General features: G+C 69.3%; 20 protein-coding genes and 1 pseudogene. 11 read left to right on the forward strand and 10 right to left on the reverse strand.

The genetic code is table 11. From position 1 onward, the window contains the following. The 3 genes and pseudogenes from ACWEOI_RS19960 to ACWEOI_RS19970 form a co-directional block, all read right to left on the reverse strand. Nucleotides 1-483 carry a cation:proton antiporter regulatory subunit gene (locus tag ACWEOI_RS19960; protein WP_433672471.1) on the reverse strand — a complete coding sequence of 161 codons (483 nt, stop codon included), beginning with the start codon at nt 481-483 and terminating at the stop codon, nt 1-3. Nucleotides 484-538: 55 nt separating this feature from the next. Further along, entirely contained in the window at nt 539-907 is a 369-nt protein-coding gene (locus ACWEOI_RS19965; RefSeq protein ID WP_433673309.1) for a DUF952 domain-containing protein, read from the reverse strand. Between the two features lie 47 nt (nt 908-954). After that, nucleotides 955-1119, reverse strand: a pseudogene (locus tag ACWEOI_RS19970) (aldehyde dehydrogenase family protein); the annotation flags it as partial. A 62-nt stretch (nt 1120-1181) separates the two neighbouring features. Here ACWEOI_RS19970 and ACWEOI_RS19975 point away from each other — a divergent pair. From ACWEOI_RS19975 to ACWEOI_RS19995, 5 genes are all read left to right on the forward strand, one after another. Further along, nucleotides 1182-2216, forward strand: a complete 1035-nt coding sequence (locus tag ACWEOI_RS19975; RefSeq protein ID WP_452360542.1) for an AraC family transcriptional regulator — start codon at nt 1182-1184, stop codon at nt 2214-2216. A 243-nt stretch (nt 2217-2459) separates the two neighbouring features. Beyond that, on the forward strand, nt 2460-4259 hold the full coding sequence (locus ACWEOI_RS19980; RefSeq protein WP_452360543.1) for an acyl-CoA dehydrogenase: 1800 nt from the start codon (nt 2460-2462) through the stop codon (nt 4257-4259). A gap of 475 nt (nt 4260-4734) precedes the next feature. Continuing rightward, nucleotides 4735-4929 carry a DUF7455 domain-containing protein gene (locus ACWEOI_RS19985; protein ID WP_364689144.1) on the forward strand — a complete coding sequence of 65 codons (195 nt, stop codon included), beginning with the start codon at nt 4735-4737 and terminating at the stop codon, nt 4927-4929. Nucleotides 4930-5177: 248 nt separating this feature from the next. Continuing rightward, a complete protein-coding gene (locus ACWEOI_RS19990) occupies nt 5178-6911 on the forward strand; it encodes a DEAD/DEAH box helicase (protein ID WP_452360663.1) in 1734 nt (577 codons plus the stop codon). Nucleotide 6912: 1 nt separating this feature from the next. Continuing rightward, nucleotides 6913-7461 carry a hypothetical protein gene (locus ACWEOI_RS19995; RefSeq protein ID WP_433672468.1) on the forward strand — a complete coding sequence of 183 codons (549 nt, stop codon included), beginning with the start codon at nt 6913-6915 and terminating at the stop codon, nt 7459-7461. 25 nt (nt 7462-7486) lie between these two features. Here ACWEOI_RS19995 and ACWEOI_RS20000 read toward each other — a convergent pair whose 3' ends face one another. Continuing rightward, nucleotides 7487-8056, reverse strand: a complete 570-nt coding sequence (locus ACWEOI_RS20000) for a methyltransferase domain-containing protein (RefSeq protein WP_433672467.1) — start codon at nt 8054-8056, stop codon at nt 7487-7489. A gap of 55 nt (nt 8057-8111) precedes the next feature. Between ACWEOI_RS20000 and ACWEOI_RS20005 the strand changes: the two genes are divergently transcribed. Both ACWEOI_RS20005 and ACWEOI_RS20010 read left to right on the forward strand, forming a co-directional pair. Further along, entirely contained in the window at nt 8112-8879 is a 768-nt protein-coding gene (locus tag ACWEOI_RS20005) for a helix-turn-helix domain-containing protein (RefSeq protein ID WP_452360544.1), read from the forward strand. A 44-nt stretch (nt 8880-8923) separates the two neighbouring features. Further along, nucleotides 8924-9223: a DUF1905 domain-containing protein gene (locus ACWEOI_RS20010; protein WP_433672465.1), complete on the forward strand. Its 300-nt coding sequence runs from the start codon at nt 8924-8926 to the stop codon at nt 9221-9223. A 33-nt stretch (nt 9224-9256) separates the two neighbouring features. On the opposite strand, the gene ACWEOI_RS20015 is transcribed toward ACWEOI_RS20010, so the two are convergent. Then, nucleotides 9257-10969 carry a DEAD/DEAH box helicase gene (locus ACWEOI_RS20015; RefSeq protein ID WP_357093597.1) on the reverse strand — a complete coding sequence of 571 codons (1713 nt, stop codon included), beginning with the start codon at nt 10967-10969 and terminating at the stop codon, nt 9257-9259. Between the two features lie 122 nt (nt 10970-11091). Here ACWEOI_RS20015 and ACWEOI_RS20020 point away from each other — a divergent pair, with 122 nt between their 5' ends. Then, nucleotides 11092-12153, forward strand: a complete 1062-nt coding sequence (locus ACWEOI_RS20020; RefSeq protein WP_452360545.1) for a YihY/virulence factor BrkB family protein — start codon at nt 11092-11094, stop codon at nt 12151-12153. On the opposite strand, the gene ACWEOI_RS20025 is transcribed toward ACWEOI_RS20020, so the two are convergent. The 3 genes from ACWEOI_RS20025 to ACWEOI_RS20035 are packed head-to-tail and all read right to left on the reverse strand — an operon-like array spanning nt 12118 to nt 16225. Continuing rightward, entirely contained in the window at nt 12118-14085 is a 1968-nt protein-coding gene (locus tag ACWEOI_RS20025; RefSeq protein WP_433672463.1) for an acetoacetate--CoA ligase, read from the reverse strand. The genes ACWEOI_RS20020 and ACWEOI_RS20025 overlap by 36 nt on opposite strands. Beyond that, on the reverse strand, nt 14082-14849 hold the full coding sequence (locus ACWEOI_RS20030) for a 3-hydroxybutyrate dehydrogenase (RefSeq protein WP_433672462.1): 768 nt from the start codon (nt 14847-14849) through the stop codon (nt 14082-14084). The genes ACWEOI_RS20025 and ACWEOI_RS20030 overlap by 4 nt, the downstream gene beginning before the upstream one ends. Next, nucleotides 14846-16225 carry an MFS transporter gene (locus ACWEOI_RS20035; RefSeq protein WP_452360546.1) on the reverse strand — a complete coding sequence of 460 codons (1380 nt, stop codon included), beginning with the start codon at nt 16223-16225 and terminating at the stop codon, nt 14846-14848. The genes ACWEOI_RS20030 and ACWEOI_RS20035 overlap by 4 nt, the downstream gene beginning before the upstream one ends. A 124-nt stretch (nt 16226-16349) precedes the next feature. Between ACWEOI_RS20035 and ACWEOI_RS20040 the strand changes: the two genes are divergently transcribed. After that, nucleotides 16350-17276, forward strand: coding sequence for a LysR family transcriptional regulator (locus ACWEOI_RS20040; protein WP_357283038.1), 927 nt, complete (start codon nt 16350-16352; stop codon nt 17274-17276). Between the two features lie 6 nt (nt 17277-17282). On the opposite strand, the gene ACWEOI_RS20045 is transcribed toward ACWEOI_RS20040, so the two are convergent. Continuing rightward, a complete protein-coding gene (locus ACWEOI_RS20045; protein ID WP_433672461.1) occupies nt 17283-17849 on the reverse strand; it encodes a hypothetical protein in 567 nt (188 codons plus the stop codon). Between the two features lie 91 nt (nt 17850-17940). On the opposite strand from ACWEOI_RS20045, the gene ACWEOI_RS20050 reads away from it, so the two are divergent. Continuing rightward, on the forward strand, nt 17941-19851 hold the full coding sequence (locus tag ACWEOI_RS20050) for a vWA domain-containing protein (protein ID WP_452360547.1): 1911 nt from the start codon (nt 17941-17943) through the stop codon (nt 19849-19851). Nucleotides 19852-20092: 241 nt separating this feature from the next. Here the strand turns inward: ACWEOI_RS20050 and ACWEOI_RS20055 are convergent, their stop codons facing one another. After that, a complete protein-coding gene (locus ACWEOI_RS20055) occupies nt 20093-20758 on the reverse strand; it encodes a winged helix-turn-helix transcriptional regulator (RefSeq protein WP_452360548.1) in 666 nt (221 codons plus the stop codon). A gap of 86 nt (nt 20759-20844) precedes the next feature. Here ACWEOI_RS20055 and ACWEOI_RS20060 point away from each other — a divergent pair, with 86 nt between their 5' ends. Continuing rightward, entirely contained in the window at nt 20845-21330 is a 486-nt protein-coding gene (locus tag ACWEOI_RS20060; RefSeq protein ID WP_452360549.1) for an acyl-CoA thioesterase, read from the forward strand. Nucleotides 21331-21377 lie beyond the last annotated feature (47 nt).

Genomic DNA, 21377 nt, shown 5'->3' on the forward strand with positions numbered 1-21377 from the left:
TCAGCCGTCGGCCAGGATGCGAGCGGCCGCGTCCAGCCCGTGCGGAGTTCCGACCACGACCAGGATGTCGCCGGAGTCGAGCACCTGATCCGGACCCGGCGACGGTTGCACCTGCCCCGCCCGCATGATCGCGACGATGGAGGCCTTGGTGCGGGTCCGCATGCCGGTCTCACCGAGCATGCGCCCGCGGTACGGCGAGCTGCCGCTGATGCTGAGCTGGCGGGTGGTGATCCCGGGCAGGTCGGAGTGCTCCTCACGGAGCTGCTGCACCAGCTGCGGCGCGCCGAGCAGATTGGCCAGCACCGCGGCCTCGTCGGGGGCCAGCGGCACCTGCGCGATGCAGGCGTCCGGGTCGTCGCGCTGGGAGACGATCAGGTCGATTCCGCCGTCCCGGTGCGCGACGACTCCGATCCGCCGGCCCGATCTGACTTCGAAGTCCTTGCGGACACCGATACCGGGCAGGGCAGTCACATCGACGTTCACGAGTCCAGATTAGGACAACGCGCGCGAATAGCGGGGAGCTGCGTCCGGGGCGTGATCAGTTCGCTTCCAGCGGGGCGAAGCCGCCGTCGGGTCCGGGCAGGAAATCGGTCACCGCGGTGACGGCCGTCAGCGGCAGCGGGCCGTACAGGTGGGGGAACAGCATGGAGTCCGGATCGGTGGGCACGCCCGGCTCCCATGCCACCGGCGAGCCGAGCGCGGCGGGATCCAGGTGCAGCAGGACCAGATCGGTGCGGCCGGCGAAGAGGCGATTGGCGGGCAGGTGCGCCTGGTACGGGGCGGACAGGTGGATGAATCCGGCCTCGGCCAGCGACGGCGCGCGGTATTCGCCTGCGGCGCGGGCGTTCTCCCACTCCTCGCGGGAGCAGATGTGCAGCAGGGTGGCCGGTGTCGTGTCCTGTTCGATTCCCACCCGTCCAATCTAGGCGAGGGCGGCTCAGTACGGCTGGGGCCGGACTCGACGATGACGCGTTCCACGCTATTGCAGCTTTGCCCATTTTTCGCCAGCCCGCCGAGCGCGATGCCGGCCGCGGCTCGATCCAGGTCGGCGTCGGACAGCACCACCGCCGCCGACTCACCGCCGAGATCCAGGCAGCACGGAAAGCGAATATGGGCCGCACCAGGCACCTTACCGGCTGGTAACGGCAGTGCGGACGCCCGGAGTTTGCGAGACTTCCCGAGTGACGGAAGAGTTGGCGCGGATTCGTTCCATCACCAGCACCGCGCTGCTGGCCGATTTCGCTGTGGGCCGCGGCATTCCGCTGGCCGACGTGCTGCACGGCAGCGGCATCCGCGAACCCGCCCTGCGCGACCCGTCGACCGAAATCACCATGGCGCAGGAGTACTCCGTCATGGCCAATGTCGTCGCCGCCACCGACGACGAACCCGGCATGGGGCTGCTCGCCGGACTGCTGTGCCATCCGCCGTCCATGGGTGTGCTCGGCTTCGCGCTGATGAGCAGCGCCAGCCTGCGGCACGCGATGGACATCGCCCTGCGCTACGCGGACCTGTCGTTCACCACCGCCCGCCACTCCCTCGACACCCGCGGCACCCAGGTCTGGATCCAGCGCGACGACAGCGCACTGCCCGCCGAGATCCGGCGCTTCGCCCTGGAACGGGATCTGGCGGCCATCGCCACCGTCCAGCAGGACCTGATTCCGATCCGCGTCCCCGCCGTCCGCGTCGAGCTCTACATCGGCGCCCACCCCATCTACGAGATGTTCGGCGCGGTCTTCGGCGTCGAGGACGTGCGCTTCTCGATGCCGCAGTCCCGCATGGAGTTCCGGGCCGCCACCCTGGAAACCTCACTCCCCCAGTCGAACCTGTCCACCGCCCGCTTCTACGAGCAGCAGTGCGCCGACCTGATGGAGTCCCGGCGCAGCCGCTGCGGCCTCAGCGGCCGGGTCCGCCAGCTGCTCATCCGCCACGGCGGCTCCGCCGACCAGACCCGCATCGCCGCCGACCTCGACGTCAGCGTCCGCACCCTGCGCCGCCGTCTCGCCGAGGAGGGCACCACCTTCCGCGAACTGAGCCTGGAGACCGTCGGCATCCTCGCCGAGGAGCTGCTCATCGCCGGCCTCACCGTCGAGCAGGCCGCCGACCGACTCGGCTACGCCAGCGTGTCCGCCTTCACCTCCGCCTTCCGCACCTGGAAGGGCCAGTCACCCGGCCACTTCGGCCGCGCCCACCGCGGCCGCCACGTGGTGCGGTCGTGACGCTGCCGCTCGCGGCGTGACGGTGCGATCGTGACGGTGCGGCGCGCCGCACGATGGTGCGGCATGGCAGTGGGCGCGGGCACGCGTGAAGGTCCGGATATGCGGGCGCGCGGTTACCGGAACTCCTTACCGACCCTGACCCGCGTCCGGTAACTTCCGGCGCGTCGATGCTGGTCAGCGGAGCGCGCGGGGCATCTGGTAGACCGGCAGGTACGACTTCGCTACCCGACCGTTCGAGGAACCATGAACCCCTCCACCATCATGTCCGCGCGCGACCTCGAGTTCCTGCTCTACGACTGGCTCGACGTGGAGTCCCTGACCACCCGGGACCGCTTCGCCGACCACTCCCGCGACACCTTCGACCAGGTGCTGCGTCTCTGTCAGGATCTGGCGGCCACCTACTTCGCTCCGCACAATCGCGAGAGCGATCTGCACGAGCCCACCTTCGACGGCGAGCGGGTGCACATCATCCCCGCGGTCGGCAAGGCGTTGCAGGCTTTCGCCGACGCCGGAATGATCGGCGCGGCAATGGATTACGAGGTCGGCGGGATGCAGCTGCCGCACTCGGTCTACACCGCGTGCATGTCGTGGTTCCACGCGGCCAATGTCGGCACCGCCGCGTACGCGTTGCTCACCACCGGCAATGCGAATCTGCTTGCCGCGCACGGCAGCCCGGAGCAGATCGACGCCTATGTGCGTCCGATGCTGGAGGGCCGCAGCTTCGGCACCATGGCCCTGTCGGAGCCGCAGGCCGGGTCCAGTCTGGCCGACATCACCACCCGGGCCGTGCCCGCGGCGGACGGCTCGTACCGGGTGTTCGGGCGCAAGATGTGGATCTCCGGCGGCGACCACGAGCTGTCGGAGAACATCGTGCACCTGGTGCTGGCCCGCACCCCGGGCGCGCCGGAGGGCACCCGCGGCATCTCGCTGTTCGTGGTGCCGAAGTTCCTGCCGGACGCCGACGGCAAACCGACCGTGCACAACGATGTCGTGCTGTCGGGCATCAATCACAAGATGGGCTGGCGCGGCACGGTGAACACCGCGCCGGTGTTCGGCGACGGCAACTTCACCCCGGGCGGCGAGCCGGGCGCGGTCGGCTACCTGGTGGGCAAGCCGAATCATGGACTGGCGCAGATGTTCACGATGATGAACGAGGCCCGCATCGGGGTCGGTCTGGCGTCCACGGCGCTCGGCTACACCGGCTACCTGAAGTCCCTCGACTACGCGCGCACCCGTCCGCAGGGCCGCCCGGTCAGCGCCCGCGGCGGCGGGCAGGTGCCGATCATCGAGCACCCGGACGTGCGGCGCATGCTGCTGGCGCAGAAGGCCTATGCCGAAGGCGCGCTGGCGTTGCAGCTCTACTGCGGCAAGCTGGTCGACGAGCACCGCACCGCGGCAACCGAATCCGGCCGCGACCGGGCGGGCACGCTGCTGCGGATCCTCACCCCGATCGCCAAGTCCTGGCCCAGCCAGTGGTGCCTGACCGCCAACGACCTGGCCATCCAGATCCACGGCGGCGCCGGCTACACCCGCGACTACGACGTGGAACAGCACTACCGCGACAATCGCCTCAACCCGATTCACGAAGGCACCCACGGCATTCAGAGCATGGACCTGCTCGGCAGGCAGGTCACCCTCGACAACGGCGCGGCCCTGACGACCCTGCTGGAGACGATGGCGGCCACCGCCTCGACGGCCCGCGGCACCGGCGACGCCGAGCTGGCCGGATTCGGCGACGCCCTGGAGGCCGCCATGGGCCGGCTGGCCGCCACCACGGCGGGCCTGTGGGGCACGGGCAACCCCGAAGCGGCGCTGACCAATTCGGCGGTCTATCTCGAGGCGTTCGGCCACGTGGTGCTGGCCTGGATCTGGCTGGAGCAGGCGGTGGCCGCCCATGCCCTGCCCGAGTCGGCCTTCGGCCACGGCAAGCGACTGGCCGCCCGGTACTTCTTCCGGTGGGAACTCCCCCGCACCGCACCGCAATTCGACCTGCTCGACTCCGGCGATCGCACCACCGTGGAACTCGACGAATCCTGGTTCTGAACACGCCGGGCGGCACGGCCGTTCGCGACGGGCGAACGATGCAGGAAGCGCATACCCCCTGAAGGTATCGAAGCCCCAGGTGAACGCGAGGTCGCGCCGGTCGCGGCCCGGTCTCCGATTCAGCCGCCTTGATTACGGTTTGCTGGCGCACAGGGCACGACAGCCAATCGGAGTGTGAGTGTCAGTGCGCCCGGGTAGTCTCCGGATAGACAACTCGATCAGCGTGTTCGAACGGGAGGTTCCTCCGTCCTGAAGGGCAGCCACCAGGACCTGTTCGCTTTCAGCGAAATCCCAGGTCGTGTTACTGAAAACACACGGGAAACTGCACGGGAACAAAGTCCTCTCGCCGAACGTCTGACAGAGTAGTCAACAAGCCACTGCTGGGAAGTAGCGGTAGCGAGGTTCGCGGAATGGTCCGCGGGCCCCCACACCAGGCGAACGGTGCGTGAACACCCAGAGCCAGGACGGAGGAGTCATGCCAGGAACCCTGACAAGCACCCCACTGACCGCGGTCGATCGTTGCGACCGCTGCGGGGCGGCTGCGCGCGTGCGCGCTACCTTGCCCGCAGGTGGAGAGTTGCTCTTCTGCCAGCATCACGCCAATGAGCACATGGACCGCCTTCGTGCGCTCGAGGCCGTGATCGACTCGGAGTCGGCACCGGCGCTGTAACAGCTCCTCCCAACTCACGACAATTCCATCTTCCCAACAGAAAACCCCGAAAGCGGGCGACCGGCAGGTCGCCCGCTTTCGCTATGCATGACCGCTATAAAAAGTGGTAGCGGTCACAAATGTGGCCGAAGACACGTGAAAAGTGCTGCGCGCAACGCGAGAAGCGTCATGTGCGCCCGGCGAGTCCGGCCGGGTACAACGGATGGGTGCCGCAGACCTCGCAAGCCACCTACCTGCAGGATCGTCATATGGTCGCGCTCTGGACGTGGACCGGCCACGGTCCCGGAAGCGCGCCGCGTGAACTGGGCGAGGTGCAGACCATCGCCCTGACCGTCCCGGGCCGCGACGGCATCGGCGTCGCCGACGTGGAATGCGCTCTGGTGGAACCGGAACGGTTATGCGCTCTGGCTATCGCCAATCCCGGCGAATCGATACACCGATTACGAGAGGCCCTCGACACGGGCATCGAGACCCGCCTCCTGCCCACGGCCGCGCACGCCGTGCCCAACGCCACGGGAACGGCCGTGGTGTCCGCGGCGCGGACGCTGCGAGCGCTGCGGGACACCGTCACGCTGAGTGCCGAGCTGCGCTCCGGACTGAAGGCCGAGCTGCGGCCGTATCAGGCACGCGGCATCACCTGGCTGCGTGAGACGACCGCCACACACGGCGGCGCGGTGCTGGCCGACGAGATGGGCCTCGGCAAGACCGTGCAGGCCATCGGCTACCTCCTCGGGAAGGCCGCGGACGGGCCACAACTCGTAGTGTGTCCAACATCACTCGTCGGCAACTGGGCGCATGAGATCGAGCGGTTCGCGCCCGGACTGCGGGCCGTGGCCTGGCGCGGCGGCGACGCCCCGGACGCGGACGCGGGCGCCATCGTGGTGACCGGCTACCCGACCCTGCGCGGGCACGGCGAGGCCCTGACCGGGCAGCGCTGGGCGAGCGTCGTTTTCGACGAGGCGCAGGTGCTCAAGAATCCGCGCACCCAGGTCGCCAAGGCGGCGCGGGCGATTCCCGCCGACGCGCGCATCGCGTTGACCGGCACGCCGGTGGAGAACCACCTCGACGAACTGTGGGCACTGCTGAACCTGGTCGTGCCCGGCGAGTTCACCCACAAGGCGCAATTCCGGCGACGGTTCGTGCGGCCCATCAGCGAAGGCTCGGCGAGTGCGGTGCTGCGCTTGCGCGACGCCCTCGAGCCGATCGTGTTGGGGCGCCGCAAGACCCAGGTCGCCGCGACCCTGCCGCCCAAGATCCACACCGACCTGGTGTGCGACCTGACCGCGGAACAGGAACGGATCTACGACCAGCTGCTGGAACGCGCCGAGGCCCAGGGCTTCGGCAGCGGCTCGCAACGGCACACCCGGGTACTGGCCGTGCTCACCGAACTCAAGCAGGTGTGCAACCACCCCGGGCTGATCACCGGCGACCTGAGCGAATTGGCCGGGCGCTCCGGCAAATTCGACGTCTGCTCCGACATCCTGGCCGGCAACCTCGACAACGACTCCCCCACACTGGTGTTCACCCAGTACCGCAAGACCGGTGAGCTGCTGGTCCGGCACTGCGCCGAGGAGTTCGGGATAGCGGTGCCGTTCTTCCACGGCGGACTCAACGCCGAACAGCGCGCCGAGCTCGTCTCCGGTTTCCAATCCCCGGACGGCCCACCGATCCTGGTGCTGAGCCTGCGCGCCGCGGGCACCGGCCTGACCCTCACCCGGGCCGCCGACGTCGTGCACTACGACCGCTGGTGGAATCCGGCCGTGGAGGCGCAGGCCTCCGATCGCGCGCACCGCATCGGGCAGACCCGCACCGTCACCGTCACCACCCTCACCTCGGGCACCACCATCGAGGAGCACATCGCCGGCATGCACGACCGCAAGTCCGCGCTCACCGACCTCACCGACGCGGCCGGGGTCGCCGAACTCGCCCGCCTCGACGACGAACGACTCCTGGAACTGCTGCACCGGAAGCGGGGGAACTGATATGGCCGACAACGAATTCGGATACACCGCCTGGGGCAAGGACTGGGTCCGGCTCGCGGAACCGTTGAACCTCACCAAACCCGAGCCGCTGCTCCCCCGCGCCCGCAGTATCGCCCGCAACAACGGCGTCCGCACCGAGATCGAGGGCACCGTGGTCCGCGCCCACATCCACCGCGGCTCCGAAGCCTCGGTGACGCACCTGGAACTGACCTCGTTCCCGCGCGCCACCATCGACGCCATCGCCGTTGTGGTCCCCGCCGACAGCCTCACCCTCGGCGACGACCTGCACGCCGCGGTCCTCGCCGCGGGCATCTCGGTCACCCCGATCCTCGCGGCCACCGACTGCTCCTGCCGCGCCCGCAACGCCCGCTGCCTGCACATGCTGGCCGCCTGCTACGCGGTCGTCCGGCTGATCGACGAAAACCCCTGGCTCGCCTTGGATCTCCAGGGCTACCGCCTCGACCCGCCCGCCGCCGACACCGAAGCCCCGGTGTCGATTCCCCGCTGGACACCCATCGACGCCCTCGACCCGGCGGTCTATTTCGGCTGATCGTTCGGCCGACCCGCCGTCCGGCCTACTCGGGGCGGCGGGCGCGGAAGCGGAAGTTGGTTGCCGCGCTGCGGACTTCGATGTCGGTGAAACCGACGCGGGAGAGGCGGGCCCGCATCGTGGCGGGCGGGACCGGGACGCAGGTATCGCCGAGATGGATGAGCCGGAAGGTGGGGCGGTCGATGCCGTCGCTGCCCGCGAAGACGCCGCCGGGGCGCAGGACCCGGAAGGCCTCGGCGAAGAGCTCGTCCTGGAGGGCGGGGGTGGGGACGTGGTGGAGCATGGTGAAGCTGACCACGGAGCTGAACTCGGTGTCGGGCAACGGCATCGCGGTGGCGTCGCCCTCGATGATCCGCATCTTGCCGGCCTTGCGGGTGCGCAGGCGGGCGGCCAGCGCCGGGTCGATCTCGAGGCCGGTGAGGGCGGGGACGCGGGTGCGCAGGGTGTCGACGTTCGCGCCGTAGCCGGGTCCGATCTCGAGGGCGTTGTCGCCGAGGTCCATGCCCCGCAACGCCCACGGGACGATCTGGTTCGCGCTGGCCCGCTCCCAGGTGCTCGAACGGCAGAGTAGCTGGTGAAAGTAGTTCATCCCCATAGCCATAACGCTAGGGCGAGGCGCACGTGGCCGCGAGAGACTACAGTGACAGATTATGTCGCCAAACGGCCAGACCCGGGTGCTGGCCCCGCCGTCGGGGCCGACCGCCATGGTGTTCGGCCTCGGCACGCTGCCCGCCGGGTACTGGTTCGACGAGCACGAGCACGAACAACACCAGATCGCCTGGGCCGCACAGGGAGTGCTGACCGTCGAGACCCCGGGCGGGCACTGGGTGCTGCCGCCGACGCGCGCCCTGTGGATCCCGGGCGGGACGGTCCACCGGACCGGCACCCTCGACGGCGCGATCATGCACGGAATCTTCCTGACCCCCGAGCGGTCGCCGGTGCACTACCCGGACCCGGTGATGCTGCGCGTGGATCGGCTCCTGCACGAACTGTTCCTGCACCTGACCGCGACCACCACCACCGACGCCCAGCGCGAACGCACCGAGGCGGTCGTCTTCGACCTGCTCGATCCGGTGGAGGTGATCCCGATCGGCGCGCGCACCCCCGAGGAGCCGCGCACCCGCCGCGTCGCCGAACTGCTGCGCGCCGACCCGGCCGACCAGCGCACCCTGGCCGAGCTGGCGGAGGCGGTCGCCACCAGTGCCCGCACGCTGGCCCGGGGCTTCCTCGCCGAGACCGGAATCACCTTCGGCCAGTGGCGAACCCAGCTCCGCCTCGCCGCCTCACTGCCGCTGCTGGCCTCGGGTCTGCCGGTCGCCCGGATCGCGGCCCGCGTCGGGTACTCCACCCCGAGCGCCTACGTCGCCGCCTTCCACCGCGAGGTCGGCGTCTCCCCCGCCCGATACTTCACCCGCTGACCGTCGAACCCGAACCTGTCGGCCCTCGCGGCTATCGTCGGGGCATGGCGAAGTCCACGTACACGTTCACCGCCGAGCTCTGGGAATGGGAAGCCCAGGCCGCGTGGCACTTCGTGAGCCTGCCCGAGGCCATCACCGACGAGATCGACGAACTCTACGGCCACACCGCGGCCGGATTCGGTTCGGTGAAGGTGAAAGTCACCGTCGGAACCAGCCGCTGGTCCACCTCGATCTTCCCCGACAGCAAGCGCGGCACCTACGTGCTGCCGATGAAGAAGGCCGTGCGCACCGCCGAAGGGCTGGCCGCCGGCGACCCCGTCGAGGTCGAGCTACAGATCGCCTAGGACCACGACACCGCTCGTGTCACCGGCCCCGGCTCACACCCGTCGCAGGGCGGCGATCCGCTGGGACAGCTGGTCGGCGGTCGCCAGTGCGGTCGGCGGGCCGCCGCATTCGCGGCGCAGGTCGCCGTGGATGACGCCGTGCGGTTTGCCGGTGCGGTGGTGGTGCATGGCGACCAGACTGTTGAGTTCGCGGCGCAATTCACCCAGGCGGTCGGCGGTGGCGGCGCGCTCGGCGGCCGCCTCCACGCCGGCCCCGGACGGGCGGGCCTCGGCGGCGGCGCTGCGGTCCTGGAGTTGGCGGGACTGGCGTTCGCGCAGCAGCGCGCGCATCTGGTCGGCGTCGAGCAGGCCCGGGATGCCGAGGTAGTCGGCCTCCTCGTCGCTGCCGGAGAAGGTGGCGGTGCCGAAGGAGTCGCCGTCGTAGATGACCTGGTCGAGTTCGGCGTCGGCGGCGAGGGCGATGAACTTCTTCTCCTCCTCGCCCGGCTCGTCCTTCTGCTTGTTGGCGTCGATGAGCAGTTCGTCCTCGAGACCGTCGGCCTCGCGGTGCGGTTTGCCGATGACGTGGTCGCGCTGCAGTTCCAGCTGCGCGGCCAGGTCCAGCAGCACCGGCACCGACGGCAGGAACACGCTCGCGGTCTCACCGGCCTTGCGGGCACGCACGAAACGGCCGATGGCCTGCGCGAAGTACAGCGGGGTGGAGGCGCTGGTGGCGTACACGCCGACCGCGAGCCGCGGCACGTCGACGCCCTCGGACACCATGCGCACCGCGACCATCCACGGGTCGGTGTTGTTGCTGAACTCGCCGATGCGGTCCGAGGAGTCCGGATCGTCGGACAACACGATGGTCGGTTTGGTGCCCGAGATGTGTTCCAGCAGTTCGGCGTAGTCGCGCGCCTTCTCCTGGTCGGTGGCGATCACCAGGCCGCCCGCGTCGGGCATGCCGGTGGCGCGCAGCTGCCGCAGCCGGGTGTCGGCCGCGGTGAGCACCTTCGACATCCAGTCACCGGCCGGGTCCAGAGCGGTGCGCCAGGCCCGCGCGGTCTGTTCCGCGTTCAACGGTTCGCCCAGTCGCGCCGAGTACTCCTCGCCCGCGCTGTCCCGCCAATGCGCCTCACCGGAGTAGGCGAGGAACACCACAGGTCTGACGACGCCGTCGGCGAGCGCCTCGGAGTAGCCGTAGGTGTGGTCGGCGCGCGACTTCTCGAACCCGGACTCGTCGGCCTCGTAGGTGATGAACGGGATCTTCGAGTCGTCGCTGCGGAACGGCGTACCGGTCAGGTGCAGGCGGCGGGTGGCGTCGCTGAACGCCTCCTCGACCGCCTCACCCCAGCTCTTGGCATCGCCCGCGTGATGGATCTCATCCATGATCACCAGCGTCTTGCGGTTCTCGGTGCGCACCCGGTGCTTGAACGGATGCGACGCGATCTGCGCGTAGGTGACGACCACACCGTGATAGTCCGACGAGGTGGAACCGGTCGAGTTGGAGAAGTTCGAATCCAGCTGGATCCCGGTGCGCGCGGCCGATGCCGCCCACTGGTGCTTGAGGTGCTCGGTGGGCGCGACCACCGTCACCTGGTCGACCGTGCGGTCGTTGAGCAGCTCGGCGGCCACCCGCAACGCGAAGGTCGTCTTACCCGCGCCGGGCGTCGCGACGGCGAGGAAGTCCCGTGGCTTGGCAGTCAGATACTTCGTCAGCGCCCTGCGTTGCCATGCACGTAGCGAACCGCCACCACCCGAAGTCACTCGGAAGAGATTAGCGAGTGCGACCGACTGCTTTCCAATCCGACACAGCCCCTTCGAGTGCCGCACGACACATTGCGGGTCCCATGCCATTCGAAGCCCTGGTAGGCGATGCTTAGGCCACGATGAACGCGCACGACGAATCTCCGCAACACGCCGACGCGTCCCCGCCCGGCACCCCCGTCGTGCTCGCCGACACCCGCTGGGGCCGCGTCCGGCAGCTCGTCACGCATGTGGCGGCCAAGGCGTGGAGTGACGCCATCTTCGCCAAATCGGCGGCGGCCGCCTTCTGGCAGACGCTGTCGCTGGCCCCGCTGCTGCTGGGTCTGCTCGGCAGTCTCGGCTATGTCGGGCACTGGTTCGGGCCGAACACCGTGAACATCGTGCAGTCCAAGATCGTGGCCTTCGCGCGGAAGGCGTTCAGTCCCAGCGTGGTCGACACCCTGGTCCAGCCGACCGTGAACGACGTGCTGCAACGCGGGCACGGCGGGGTGGTGTCGGTGGGCTTCGTGCTGTCGCTGTGGGCCGGATCCTCGGCCATGGCGACCTTCGTCGACGCGATCACCGCCGCGCACGGCCAGGCCACCGCGCGCCACCCGGTCTGGCAGCGGATCTTCGCGCTGCTGCTCTACGTCGGCTTCCTGATCGTGGCGGTGCTGATCCTGCCGCTGATCGCACTGGGCCCAACCCTCATGGGCCGGGTCCTCCCGCACGGCTGGCGCGAACCGGGCCTGCGCCTGATCGACGGCTTCTACTACCCGGCCACCGGTCTGCTGCTCATCGTCGGGCTGACCTTCCTCTACAAGACCGCGCTGCACCGCACCCTGCCGTGGCATCGCCTCTTCGGCGGGGCGCTGGTCGCGGGCGTCTTCTTCATGGCCGCCAGCGAGGGCCTGCGCCGCTACCTGGCCTGGATCACCCGCACCGGCATCTCCTACGGCGCGCTCGCCGCCCCGATCGCCTTCCTGCTGTTCACCTTCTTCCTGGGCTTCGCGATCATCCTCGGCGCGGAGTTCAATGCCAGCGTGGAGGAGCTCTGGCCCGCCCGCGCCACCCGCTGGGATCAGCTCCGCCACTGGTGGCAGTCGCGCAGACCGCCCGCGCCGGAATCGAGTGATCCGGAGCCCGGGCGATCACCTGAACCGGGCGGGTCACCCGGGCCGCAGCGCCGCGAACCAGTCCAATAGTTCGGGGCGGTCGACGGCTCCGTGTGCGACGACCTCGCCGGGATCGCGGCCCTGGAAGAGTTTCTTGAGCGGGACTTCGAGTTTCTTGCCGGTCCGCGTGTGCGGGATGCCCGGCGCGGCGATGATCTCGTCGGGTACGTGCCGCGCCGAGAGTTCGCTGCGGATGGCCGTATTCACCCGGTGGCGCACCTCGTCGGTCAACTCGGCGCCATCGGCGAGCACCACGAACAACGGCATCCAGTAACCGCCGCCGGGCTGCTCGACGCCGAGCACCAGCGCGTCGTCGATCTCGGGCAGGGCGCTCACGGCTCGGTAGATGTCCGCGCTACCCATGCGAATCCCGTTGCGGTTGAGGGTGGAGTCCGAACGGCCGTGCACGATCACGCTGCCGCGCTCGGTGCGGGTGATCCAGTCGCCGTGCCGCCACACACCGGGGTAGGCGTCGAAGTACGCCTCGCGGTATCGGGCGCCGTCGGGGTCGTTCCAGAATCGCAGCGGCATCGACGGCATGGGCGCGGTGATCACCAGCTCTCCCACCTCGCCTCTGGTGGGGCGGCCGTGTTCGTCCCAGGAGTCCAGCGCGACACCGAGATAGGGGGCGGACAGCTCCCCGGGCCAGACCGGCACCGTCCGCACGCCGCCGACGAAGGCCGACACCACGTCGGTGCCGCCGCTGATCGAGGACACCGACACGTGCTGACCCACGGCGTCGCGCACCCAGAGTGAGGACGATGGCGGCAGTGCCGCACCCGTGACGCCGACCGATCGCAGGGCTGACAGGTCATGGTCGCGGCCCGGCACCGCGCCGGCCTTCTCGCAGGCGAGCAGATATCCGGGGCTGGTGCCCACCACGGTCGCGCGGGTGCGGGCCGCCAACCGCCACAACTCGTCCGGCGCGGGGTGGGCGGGGCTGCCGTCGTAGCAGACGATGGTGGCCCCGACGAGCAATCCGGCGACCTGGTAGTTCCACATCATCCAGGACGGGCTGGTGTACCAGAAGAAGGTGTCCTCGGGCCCGATATCCGATTGCAGGGACAGCGATTTCAGGTGTTCGAGCAGCACGCCGCCGTGCCCGTGCACGATTCCCTTCGGTTTTCCGGTGGTGCCCGAGGAGTACAGGACCCACAGCGGATGGTCGAAATCCACTGCCACCGTGTCGATCCCGGACCCCGCGTACTCCATCGAGGCGGCGCTGTCCCAGGTGAGGGCGCCGTTCACCACGAGCCCGAGCCGGGAAATGGCCACGGTCGCCCGCAGCGTGGGCAATCCGGCGCGCAACGCCGCGATCTCGTCGCGCTTGTCGTGCGTTCTGCCCGCGTACCGGTAGCCGTCCGCGGTGATCAGCACGGTCGGCTCCAGCTGCCCGAGCCGGTCGAGCGCGGCCTGGGCCGAATAGTCCTGCCCGCAGACACTCCAGATCGCGCCGATGCTCGCGCTGGCGAGGAAGGCGATGACCGTCTCGGCGATATCGGGCAGGTACCCGGCCACCCGATCCCCGGGTCCGACACCCAGGGTGCGCAGCGACCGGGCGAGCGCGCCTGTGCGGGTGAGCAATTCCGGCCAGGACAGCTCAACCGGCGGGGCATCCTCACGCAGCGTCACGATGGCGGGCCGATCGGTGCGCGCTTGCCGCACAACCTGATCGACGTAATTGACCGTGGCGCCGGGGAACCAGCGGGCTCCCGGCATGGAGTCGTCGGCCAGCACCGCACCGGGCACGTCGCCGAGCTCGAACCAGTCCCACACCGCTCGCCAGAAGCCGGGCAGATCGTCGACCGACCACTGCCACAGCGCTTGGTAGTCGGGCAGGCGCACGCCGGTGCGTGTGGTGACGAACCGCGTGAACCGGGTGATCCGCGCGTCCTCGATGACGTCGAGGCCCGGTGTCCACTGCGGCTCGTGGCCGGCCGCCGGTGCGAAGATCCCTGTCATCGTGCGCTCCATCCACCGTCCATGGTGTACGAAGCTCCGGTCACCATGCCCGCCATATCGGAGGTGAGCCAGCCGACCAGCGAGGCGACCTCCTCCGGTTCGACGAGCCGTTTGATCGCGCTCTCGGTCAGCATGACGGTCCGCACCACCTCCTGCTCGGCGATCCCGTGCGCCTTGGCCTGGTCGGCGATCTGCTTGTCCACCAAGGGGGTCCGCACGTAGCCCGGATCGACGCAGTTGCTGGTGATCCCGAACGGCCCGCCCTCCAACGCCGTCACCTTCGACAGACCTTCGAGGGCGTGCTTGGCCGTCACATACGCGGATTTGAAGGCCGAGGCGCGCAGGCCGTGCACGGAGGAGACGTTGACGATCCGCCCGAACCGCTGCCGCTGCATGTGCGGCAGCGCGGCGCGGGTGAGCAGGAACGGCGCCTCCACCATGAGCGCGAGCATGGTCCGGAATCGTTCGGGCGGGAATTCGGTGATGGGAGCGACGGTTTGGACGCCGGCATTGTTGACCAGGATGTCGATATCCAGTTCCAGGTTCTCCAGGGCGGCGACGTCGGACAGGTCGACTTCCCATGCGGTGCCGCCGATCTCGGTGGCCACCGTCTTGGCGGCCACCCCGTCGATGTCGGCGACCCGCACCGCCGCGCCGCGCCGGGCCAGTTCCCGCGCGCACGCCGCGCCGATTCCGCTCCCGCCGCCGGTGACCAGCACCGTTCGCCCGTGCAGGTCACTCTCGCCGCGATCACCCGGGCTCATGCGCTCACCGTCTTCGAATCAGCCTGCGTCGCGGTCTCTTCCGCGTCGGCGCGGTCGACGGCCTCGAGGTCGAGGCCCTTCGTCTCCTTCGCGCACAGCACCGCGATCACGGTCACCGCGCACGCGGCGGCGAGGTACACGGCGATCGGCACCGCGGACTTGTAGACGTCCAGCAGCTTCACCGCGATGATCGGCGCGAGCGAACCGGCCACGATGGAGGTCACCTGATAGCCCAGGGACACACCGGAATACCGCATCCGGGTGGGGAACATCTCGGCCATGATCGCCGGCTGCGCCGCGTACATGAGGGCGTGGAACACCAACCCGATGATGACGGCGAGCAGGATCAGGGCATTGTGCTTGGAGTCCATCAGCGCGAATCCGAAGAAGCCCCAGGTCCCCGCCGCCAGCGCGCCGATGAGATAGATCGGCTTGCGCCCGTATCGATCGCTGAGCCGCCCCGCCAGCGGGATGACCACGAAATGCACGGCGTGCGCGGCCAGCAGCCACCACAGGATCACCTTGGTGTTCGCCCCGACGTGCACCTTGAGATAGGTGATCGAGAAGGTGACGACCAGGTAGTACATGATGTTCTCGCCGAAGCGCAGGCCCATCGCCGTGAACACACCGCGCGGGTACCGCTTCAGCACCTCGAACGGGCTGAACGAATCGGCCTTCTCCCGCTCGGCCTGCTGTTGCGCCGCAAGGAAAATGGGCGCGTCGGTGATCTTGCTGCGCACGTAGTAGCCGATCAGCACCACCACCGCCGAGAGCCAGAAGGCGACCCGCCAGCCCCAGGACAGGAACGCCGCGTCCGACAGCGACGAGGTCAGCACCAGCAGCACGACGGTGGCGGTCATGTTCCCGAGCGGTACCGCCGCCTGTGGCCACGACGCCCAGAACGCGCGCCCCCGGCTCGGGCTGTGCTCGGCCACGAGCAGCACCGCGCCGCCCCATTCGCCGCCGATGGCGAAGCCCTGGATGAACCGCAGTGTCACCAGCAGCACCGGAGCCAGGTAGCCGACCTGCGCGAAGGTGGGCAGGCAGCCCATCAAGAAGGTGGCCGCGCCGACCAGCACCAGGCTCAGCTGCAGCAGCTTCTTGCGACCGTGCCGATCGCCGAAGTGCCCGAACACGATTCCGCCGATCGGGCGCGCCGCGAAGCCGACCGCGTAGGTGATGAACACGGCGAGGATGGCATCCAGATCGCTGGTGCCCTTGGCGAAGAACACCTTGTTGAACACCAGCGTCGCCGCGGTGCCGTAGAGGAAGAACTCGTACCACTCCACGACGGTGCCGGCCATGGAGGCCGCCACCACCCTCCGGAGTGCGGCGGGACCGGTTCCCGCCTGCCGCACCGCTTCTCGGACGCTCATGCCTGATCTCCTTCACACACGGGCCGCGTTGTGACGCAGCCCACAGCACTGAAGGAGAGTATTCGTGCAGACCGAAGTCGCTGCAATGACCACTTTCGCAACCGATGTCTGCAAATATGCAGAAATGAGCGCGACCTCCGCCACCCCGAGCCCCGACGATCTGCTGGTGCTGCTCGCGGTCGGTCGCAGCGGTCGATACGTCTCCGCGGCCGACGAACTCGGCATCAACCACACCACGATCTCGCGCCGCATCGCCGCGCTCGAACGGGCGCTCGGCGGACGGGTCCTGGACCGCGGCTCGGGGGGATGGGAACTCACCGATCTGGGCCGTGCGGCCCTGCGGGCCGCCGAATCCGTCGAATCCGCGGTCAAATCCCTCACCGGTGCGCGCGGCGAGCGCGTGCTGGAAGGCGTGGTCCGCATGTCGGCGACCGACGGTTTCAGCGCCTACCTGGCCGCCCCGGCGATCGCGGACATCCAGCGTCTGCACCCTCGGATCAGCGTCGAGATCGTCACCGGCACCCGGCGCGCGTCCCCGCAGCGCTCGGGCCTGGATCTCGAGATCGTGGTCGGCGAACCCCGGCTCCGCCGCGCCGAGGCCCTGCGCCTCGGCGATTACGTCCTGGGCCTGTACGGGTCCCGGGCCTACCTGGCCGAGCACGGCGCTCCCGCCTCGGTCGCGGACCTGCCGGACCATCCCCTGATCTACTTCATCGACTCCATGCTCCAGGTCGACGACCTGGACCTGGCCTCCGGATTCGCCCCGGCCATGCGCGAATCCATCTCCTCCACCAATGTTTTCGTCCACGTGGAGGCGACCCGGGCCGCCGCGGGCCTGGGCCTGCTGCCGTGTTTCATGGCCGACCGCCACGCCGACCTGGTGCGCGTACTGCCCGACCAGGTCGGCGTCCGCCTCACCTACTGGCTGGTCTCGCGCGCCGAGACGCTGCGCCGCCCCGAGGTGGCCGCGGTGGTCGAGGCCCTGCGCGCCCGGGTGCACGCGGAGGCCGACGCCTTGCTCGGCACCTTCGGGACGCGGCCGAGCGCCTGATTCCGGCTACTTCATCAGGCGCAGCAGCCCGAGTTCCGGCTCGAGCGCGCCGTCCTGGCCCAGGGCGAGGAAATCCGCCTCCACCGCCGAGCGCTCCAGCACTCCTGCCCGCACGGCTCGGTAGCGGACGAAAGACCAGACGAAGACGTCGAGATTGTCGAAGCGGGTGCCGCCCTCGACCACCTCTTCCTCGTGAAACCACACGGCCACTTGACCATTGGTGAGCACCACGTACAGGTTGCCGCCGCCGTCGGCGCCGACAGAGTACACGTCGTCGTCGGTCAGCTCGGTGGCGTAGTCCGAATCGAGTATGCCGCAGTCGTTTCCGGCGAAGTCGAAGGCGTAGGACCAGTCGAAGATGTCGAGGAATTGCGGCATGCGCCCGGAGCGGACGCGGTCGTCGAAGGCGGCCAGGGCGGCCGCGTGCTCGTCGTCCAGACGTGCGAGGAACGGCTCGACCGGGCGGGATTCCTCCGGCACCGCAACGGTTTCCGCGTCCGGGAACCAGCGCGCCAGATCGTCGTCGAGATCGCGATCGATGTAGCCGACCAGGTCGGCAGGGGTGAGACTCACGCCGGGATTGTAGGCCCCGGCCGTCCGACACCATCCATCGAATGTCCGTAATGTCGGTTTCGTTCTGTATCTCGACCAATAGACGAGGACGATGTCGAATACCACTGGGAGACTCCGACAATGGGCGGCCGCGGCCGCCATAGGTTTCCTCGCGCTGACCGGGGCCACGATGCCCGCGGCGGCGGAGGAGACACCGGACTACGCACCGACAATGCTGATCCTGGACGCTTCAGGATCGATGGAACGGCCCGATCCGGCGGGCACCATGATGGACGCGGCCAAGGTGGCCGTGCATTCGTTCGTCGACTCCGCGCCCGCGCAGTCGCGGGTCGGGCTGGCCGTGTACGGCACCGGCACCGGAAACACCGAGGCGGACAAGGCCGCCGGCTGCCAGGACGTGCAGGTCCTGCACAAACCCCAGACCCTCGACCGGGCCGCGCTCGGCAGCGCCGTCGACGGTGTGCGGGCCCGCGGCTGGACGCCCATGGGCACCGCACTGCGTCAGGCCGCCGCGGCGCTGCCGGATTCGGGACCGCGTTCGATCGTGCTGGTCTCGGACGGCGACGACACCTGCTCCCCGCCCGACCCCTGCGAGGTAGCGGCCGAATTGAAGCAGCGCGGACTGGATCTGGTGCTGCACACCATCGGCTTCGCCGTGGACGGCAAGGCGCGAGCGCAGTTGACCTGCATGGCCCAGGCCACCGGCGGCACCTACACCGACGCCGCCGACGGCGCCGCGTTGCAGCGCACGCTGCCGCGCGTCACCGCCTCCGCCCTGCGCAACTACAAGGCCGTGGGCACGCCGATCACCGGCACCGGCAGCCACGACACCGCCCCGGTGGCGACGCCCGGGCTGTACCTCGACACCATCGGCCAGAAGGAGAAGCGCTACTGGGGCATCGACATCCCCGACGGCGCGACCGCGTATTTCAGTGGCACCGTGTCGTTTCCACGCGTCACCAATGTCGGCGTCGTCGAGGATATGAACGTCATCCGCATGCGCGCGTTCGGCGCGGACGGCAAGGACTGCAACCTCTTCGAGTTCCAGCAGACCACCAGTTCCAGTGACGGCGTGGCCATGACGGTGGCGAAGTCGTTCGAGCGGGCGACCCAGAAGCGCGAGAACCCCTCCGACACCTGCAAGGGCGGCGGCAAGTACTACTTCCAGCTGGAGTGGGACAGGGTGGCCACCGGTGTGCCGGAACGACTTCCGATCGAACTGATCTTCGCGATCGAACCGGGCGTGACCGATCCCGGGCCCGCGGCGGCCGCCAAGCCCACGACCTTCGTCGAGCAGAGCGGGCCGGGCACGCCGGTCTCGGGCGGCGCTTCGTTCACCGTCGCCGCCGACCTCCCGGGCGCCGGGCGCTACACCGATGTGGTGCGGCCGGGCGAATTCGTGTTCTACCGGGTGCATCTGGATTGGGGTCAGGCCCTGTCCTACCGGGTCAACTACGCCGGGAACGGGGTACGGGGATCGGACAACATCTCCAACATCCACACCGCGTTCTACAACCCGATCCGCGAGGAGATCGACTCGGACACCGGCGCCTACACCGGCAGTGACACGGTGCTGCCATCGAGCAAGGCGCTGGCGACCACGCCCGTCCGCTACACCAACCGCTCCGCCGACCGGTACGAGTCGCACGAGGAAGCGCTGGCGGGCTGGTACTACATCTCGGTCAAGGTCGGGTCGAACCACACCACCATGGGCTCGAACACCCCGGTTCCGGTGCAGGTGGATCTGACCGTCAGCGGCACCGAGGAGAGCGGCCCGCGCTACACGAGTACCGCCGACATCTTCGGCGAGCACTCCGGCCCGAGCGTGAGCCGCACGTCCCCGTCGGGCAAGACGCCCGGCGCACCGGTCGCGGCGGATTCGACCGAGTCGAAGTCGAATTCGACGCTGATTCTGATCGCCGCGGCGGTCGGGGCCACCGTCGTGGTCCTGGGCGGCGTGCTCATCGCGGTCCTCGTCGCCCGCGGGCGGCGCAGCAGGTAACCGCAGGTGACAGCCGGGGCCGCGGGTCGCACGTCATCGTGCGGACCGCGGCCCCTTCCCTTGTCTCCGGGAGCCGGGCGCGGGACGATTGCCCGATGAAGAACGACCGGCTGGACGAGCTGCTGGGGTTGCTCGACAACAACACCTGCATGCTCGAGGTCGTCCAGGACGAGCTGCTGGGTGAGGCCGACCCCGAACGGCTCGACGACGAGTAGCCGGAATCGGTGCGCGCCCGAGGCCTTCAGCCGCTCGCGGCTGCCAGAGCGTCCGGGGTGAACGCATAGCGCCGGAACCAGGCGGGCAGGCGGCGTTGCAGGGCGAGGTCGCCGTGCAGGTGGACCCCGGGATGGCCGAGGACGTCGGTCCACCGGCTTTCGCCGAGCCACCATCGGGTCAGGGTCTCGGTGGGCGCGGTCAGCCAGAGGTCGACCGGGGCGCCGGTATCGTCGCGGCAGAGGTTGACGCCGCGGCCGGACAGGTGCAGCCAGAAGCGGCGGTCGGCGGGTGGGCGATCGGAGAATTCCAGCGCGAGCACGACCGGTTGCGCGGGGAGCGCGTCGACATCGATGCGGCGCTGCATGTCCCAGGTCAGCGCGGCGGTGTCGAGGTCGTGTTCGGACAGGGCGACGGCGTCGGTGGTGACCGCCCACCGGGCCAGCTCCCGCACGACCGGTGCGAGCGCCGAGCCGGTCTCGGTCAGCCGGTAGTCGGCGTCGACGATGCCGGCGGCCCGCAGCGCCCGCAATCGCGCCGACAGCGTGGCCTTCGGGATGCGCGGCAAACCCCGGCGAATATCGCCGAACGAGGACGCGCCCATCAGCAGTTCGCGCACGACGAGCAGCGTCCATCGCTCGCCCAGCACCTCCAGGGCGCGCGCGACCGCGCAGAACTGACCGTAACCACTCATCCGGCCAGCGTAATCCCGGCCCGTAGCCGACCGTGGTTCAAAGATTGAACTGGATCGTACGAGCCCGTGGTCCGAGTATGGATCGCATGAGCGATCAGCTGGCTAACGCCCGGCAGCGAACCATCTTCGCTATCCCGTTCCACCCGCAATGGTCGGATATGGACCAGAACGGCCACATGCGCACCAATGCCTATCTGGCGGCTGCGGAGAACAGCCGGATGCAATACTTCACCGGATCCGGCTTCTCCGCGGCAGAATTCGCGCGCCGCGGCCTCGGACCGGTCATCCAGACCGACCAGCTGCACTACCGCGCCGAACTGCGCCTTCTCGACCCCGCCGAACTCACCCTGGAACTGGCCGGATTGGCGCCCGACGGCGCGCGCTTCGTGCTGCGCAATACCTTCACCCGCGCCGACGGCAGAGTCGCGGCCACGGTCACCTCGACCGGAGGCTGGCTCGACCTCACCCGCCGACGGCTCACCACCCCGCCCGAGGATTTGTTCCAGCTGCTGCGAGCGCTGGCCCGGACCGAGGACTTCGCCGACCTGACATCGCCGCTCGCCGAGCGCTGACAATTAGTTGCCAGCCCGATCCGGTTGAGCCAAAAGCCCTGCGCCCC

This window comes from Nocardia sp. NPDC004340 (genome assembly GCF_053602575.1).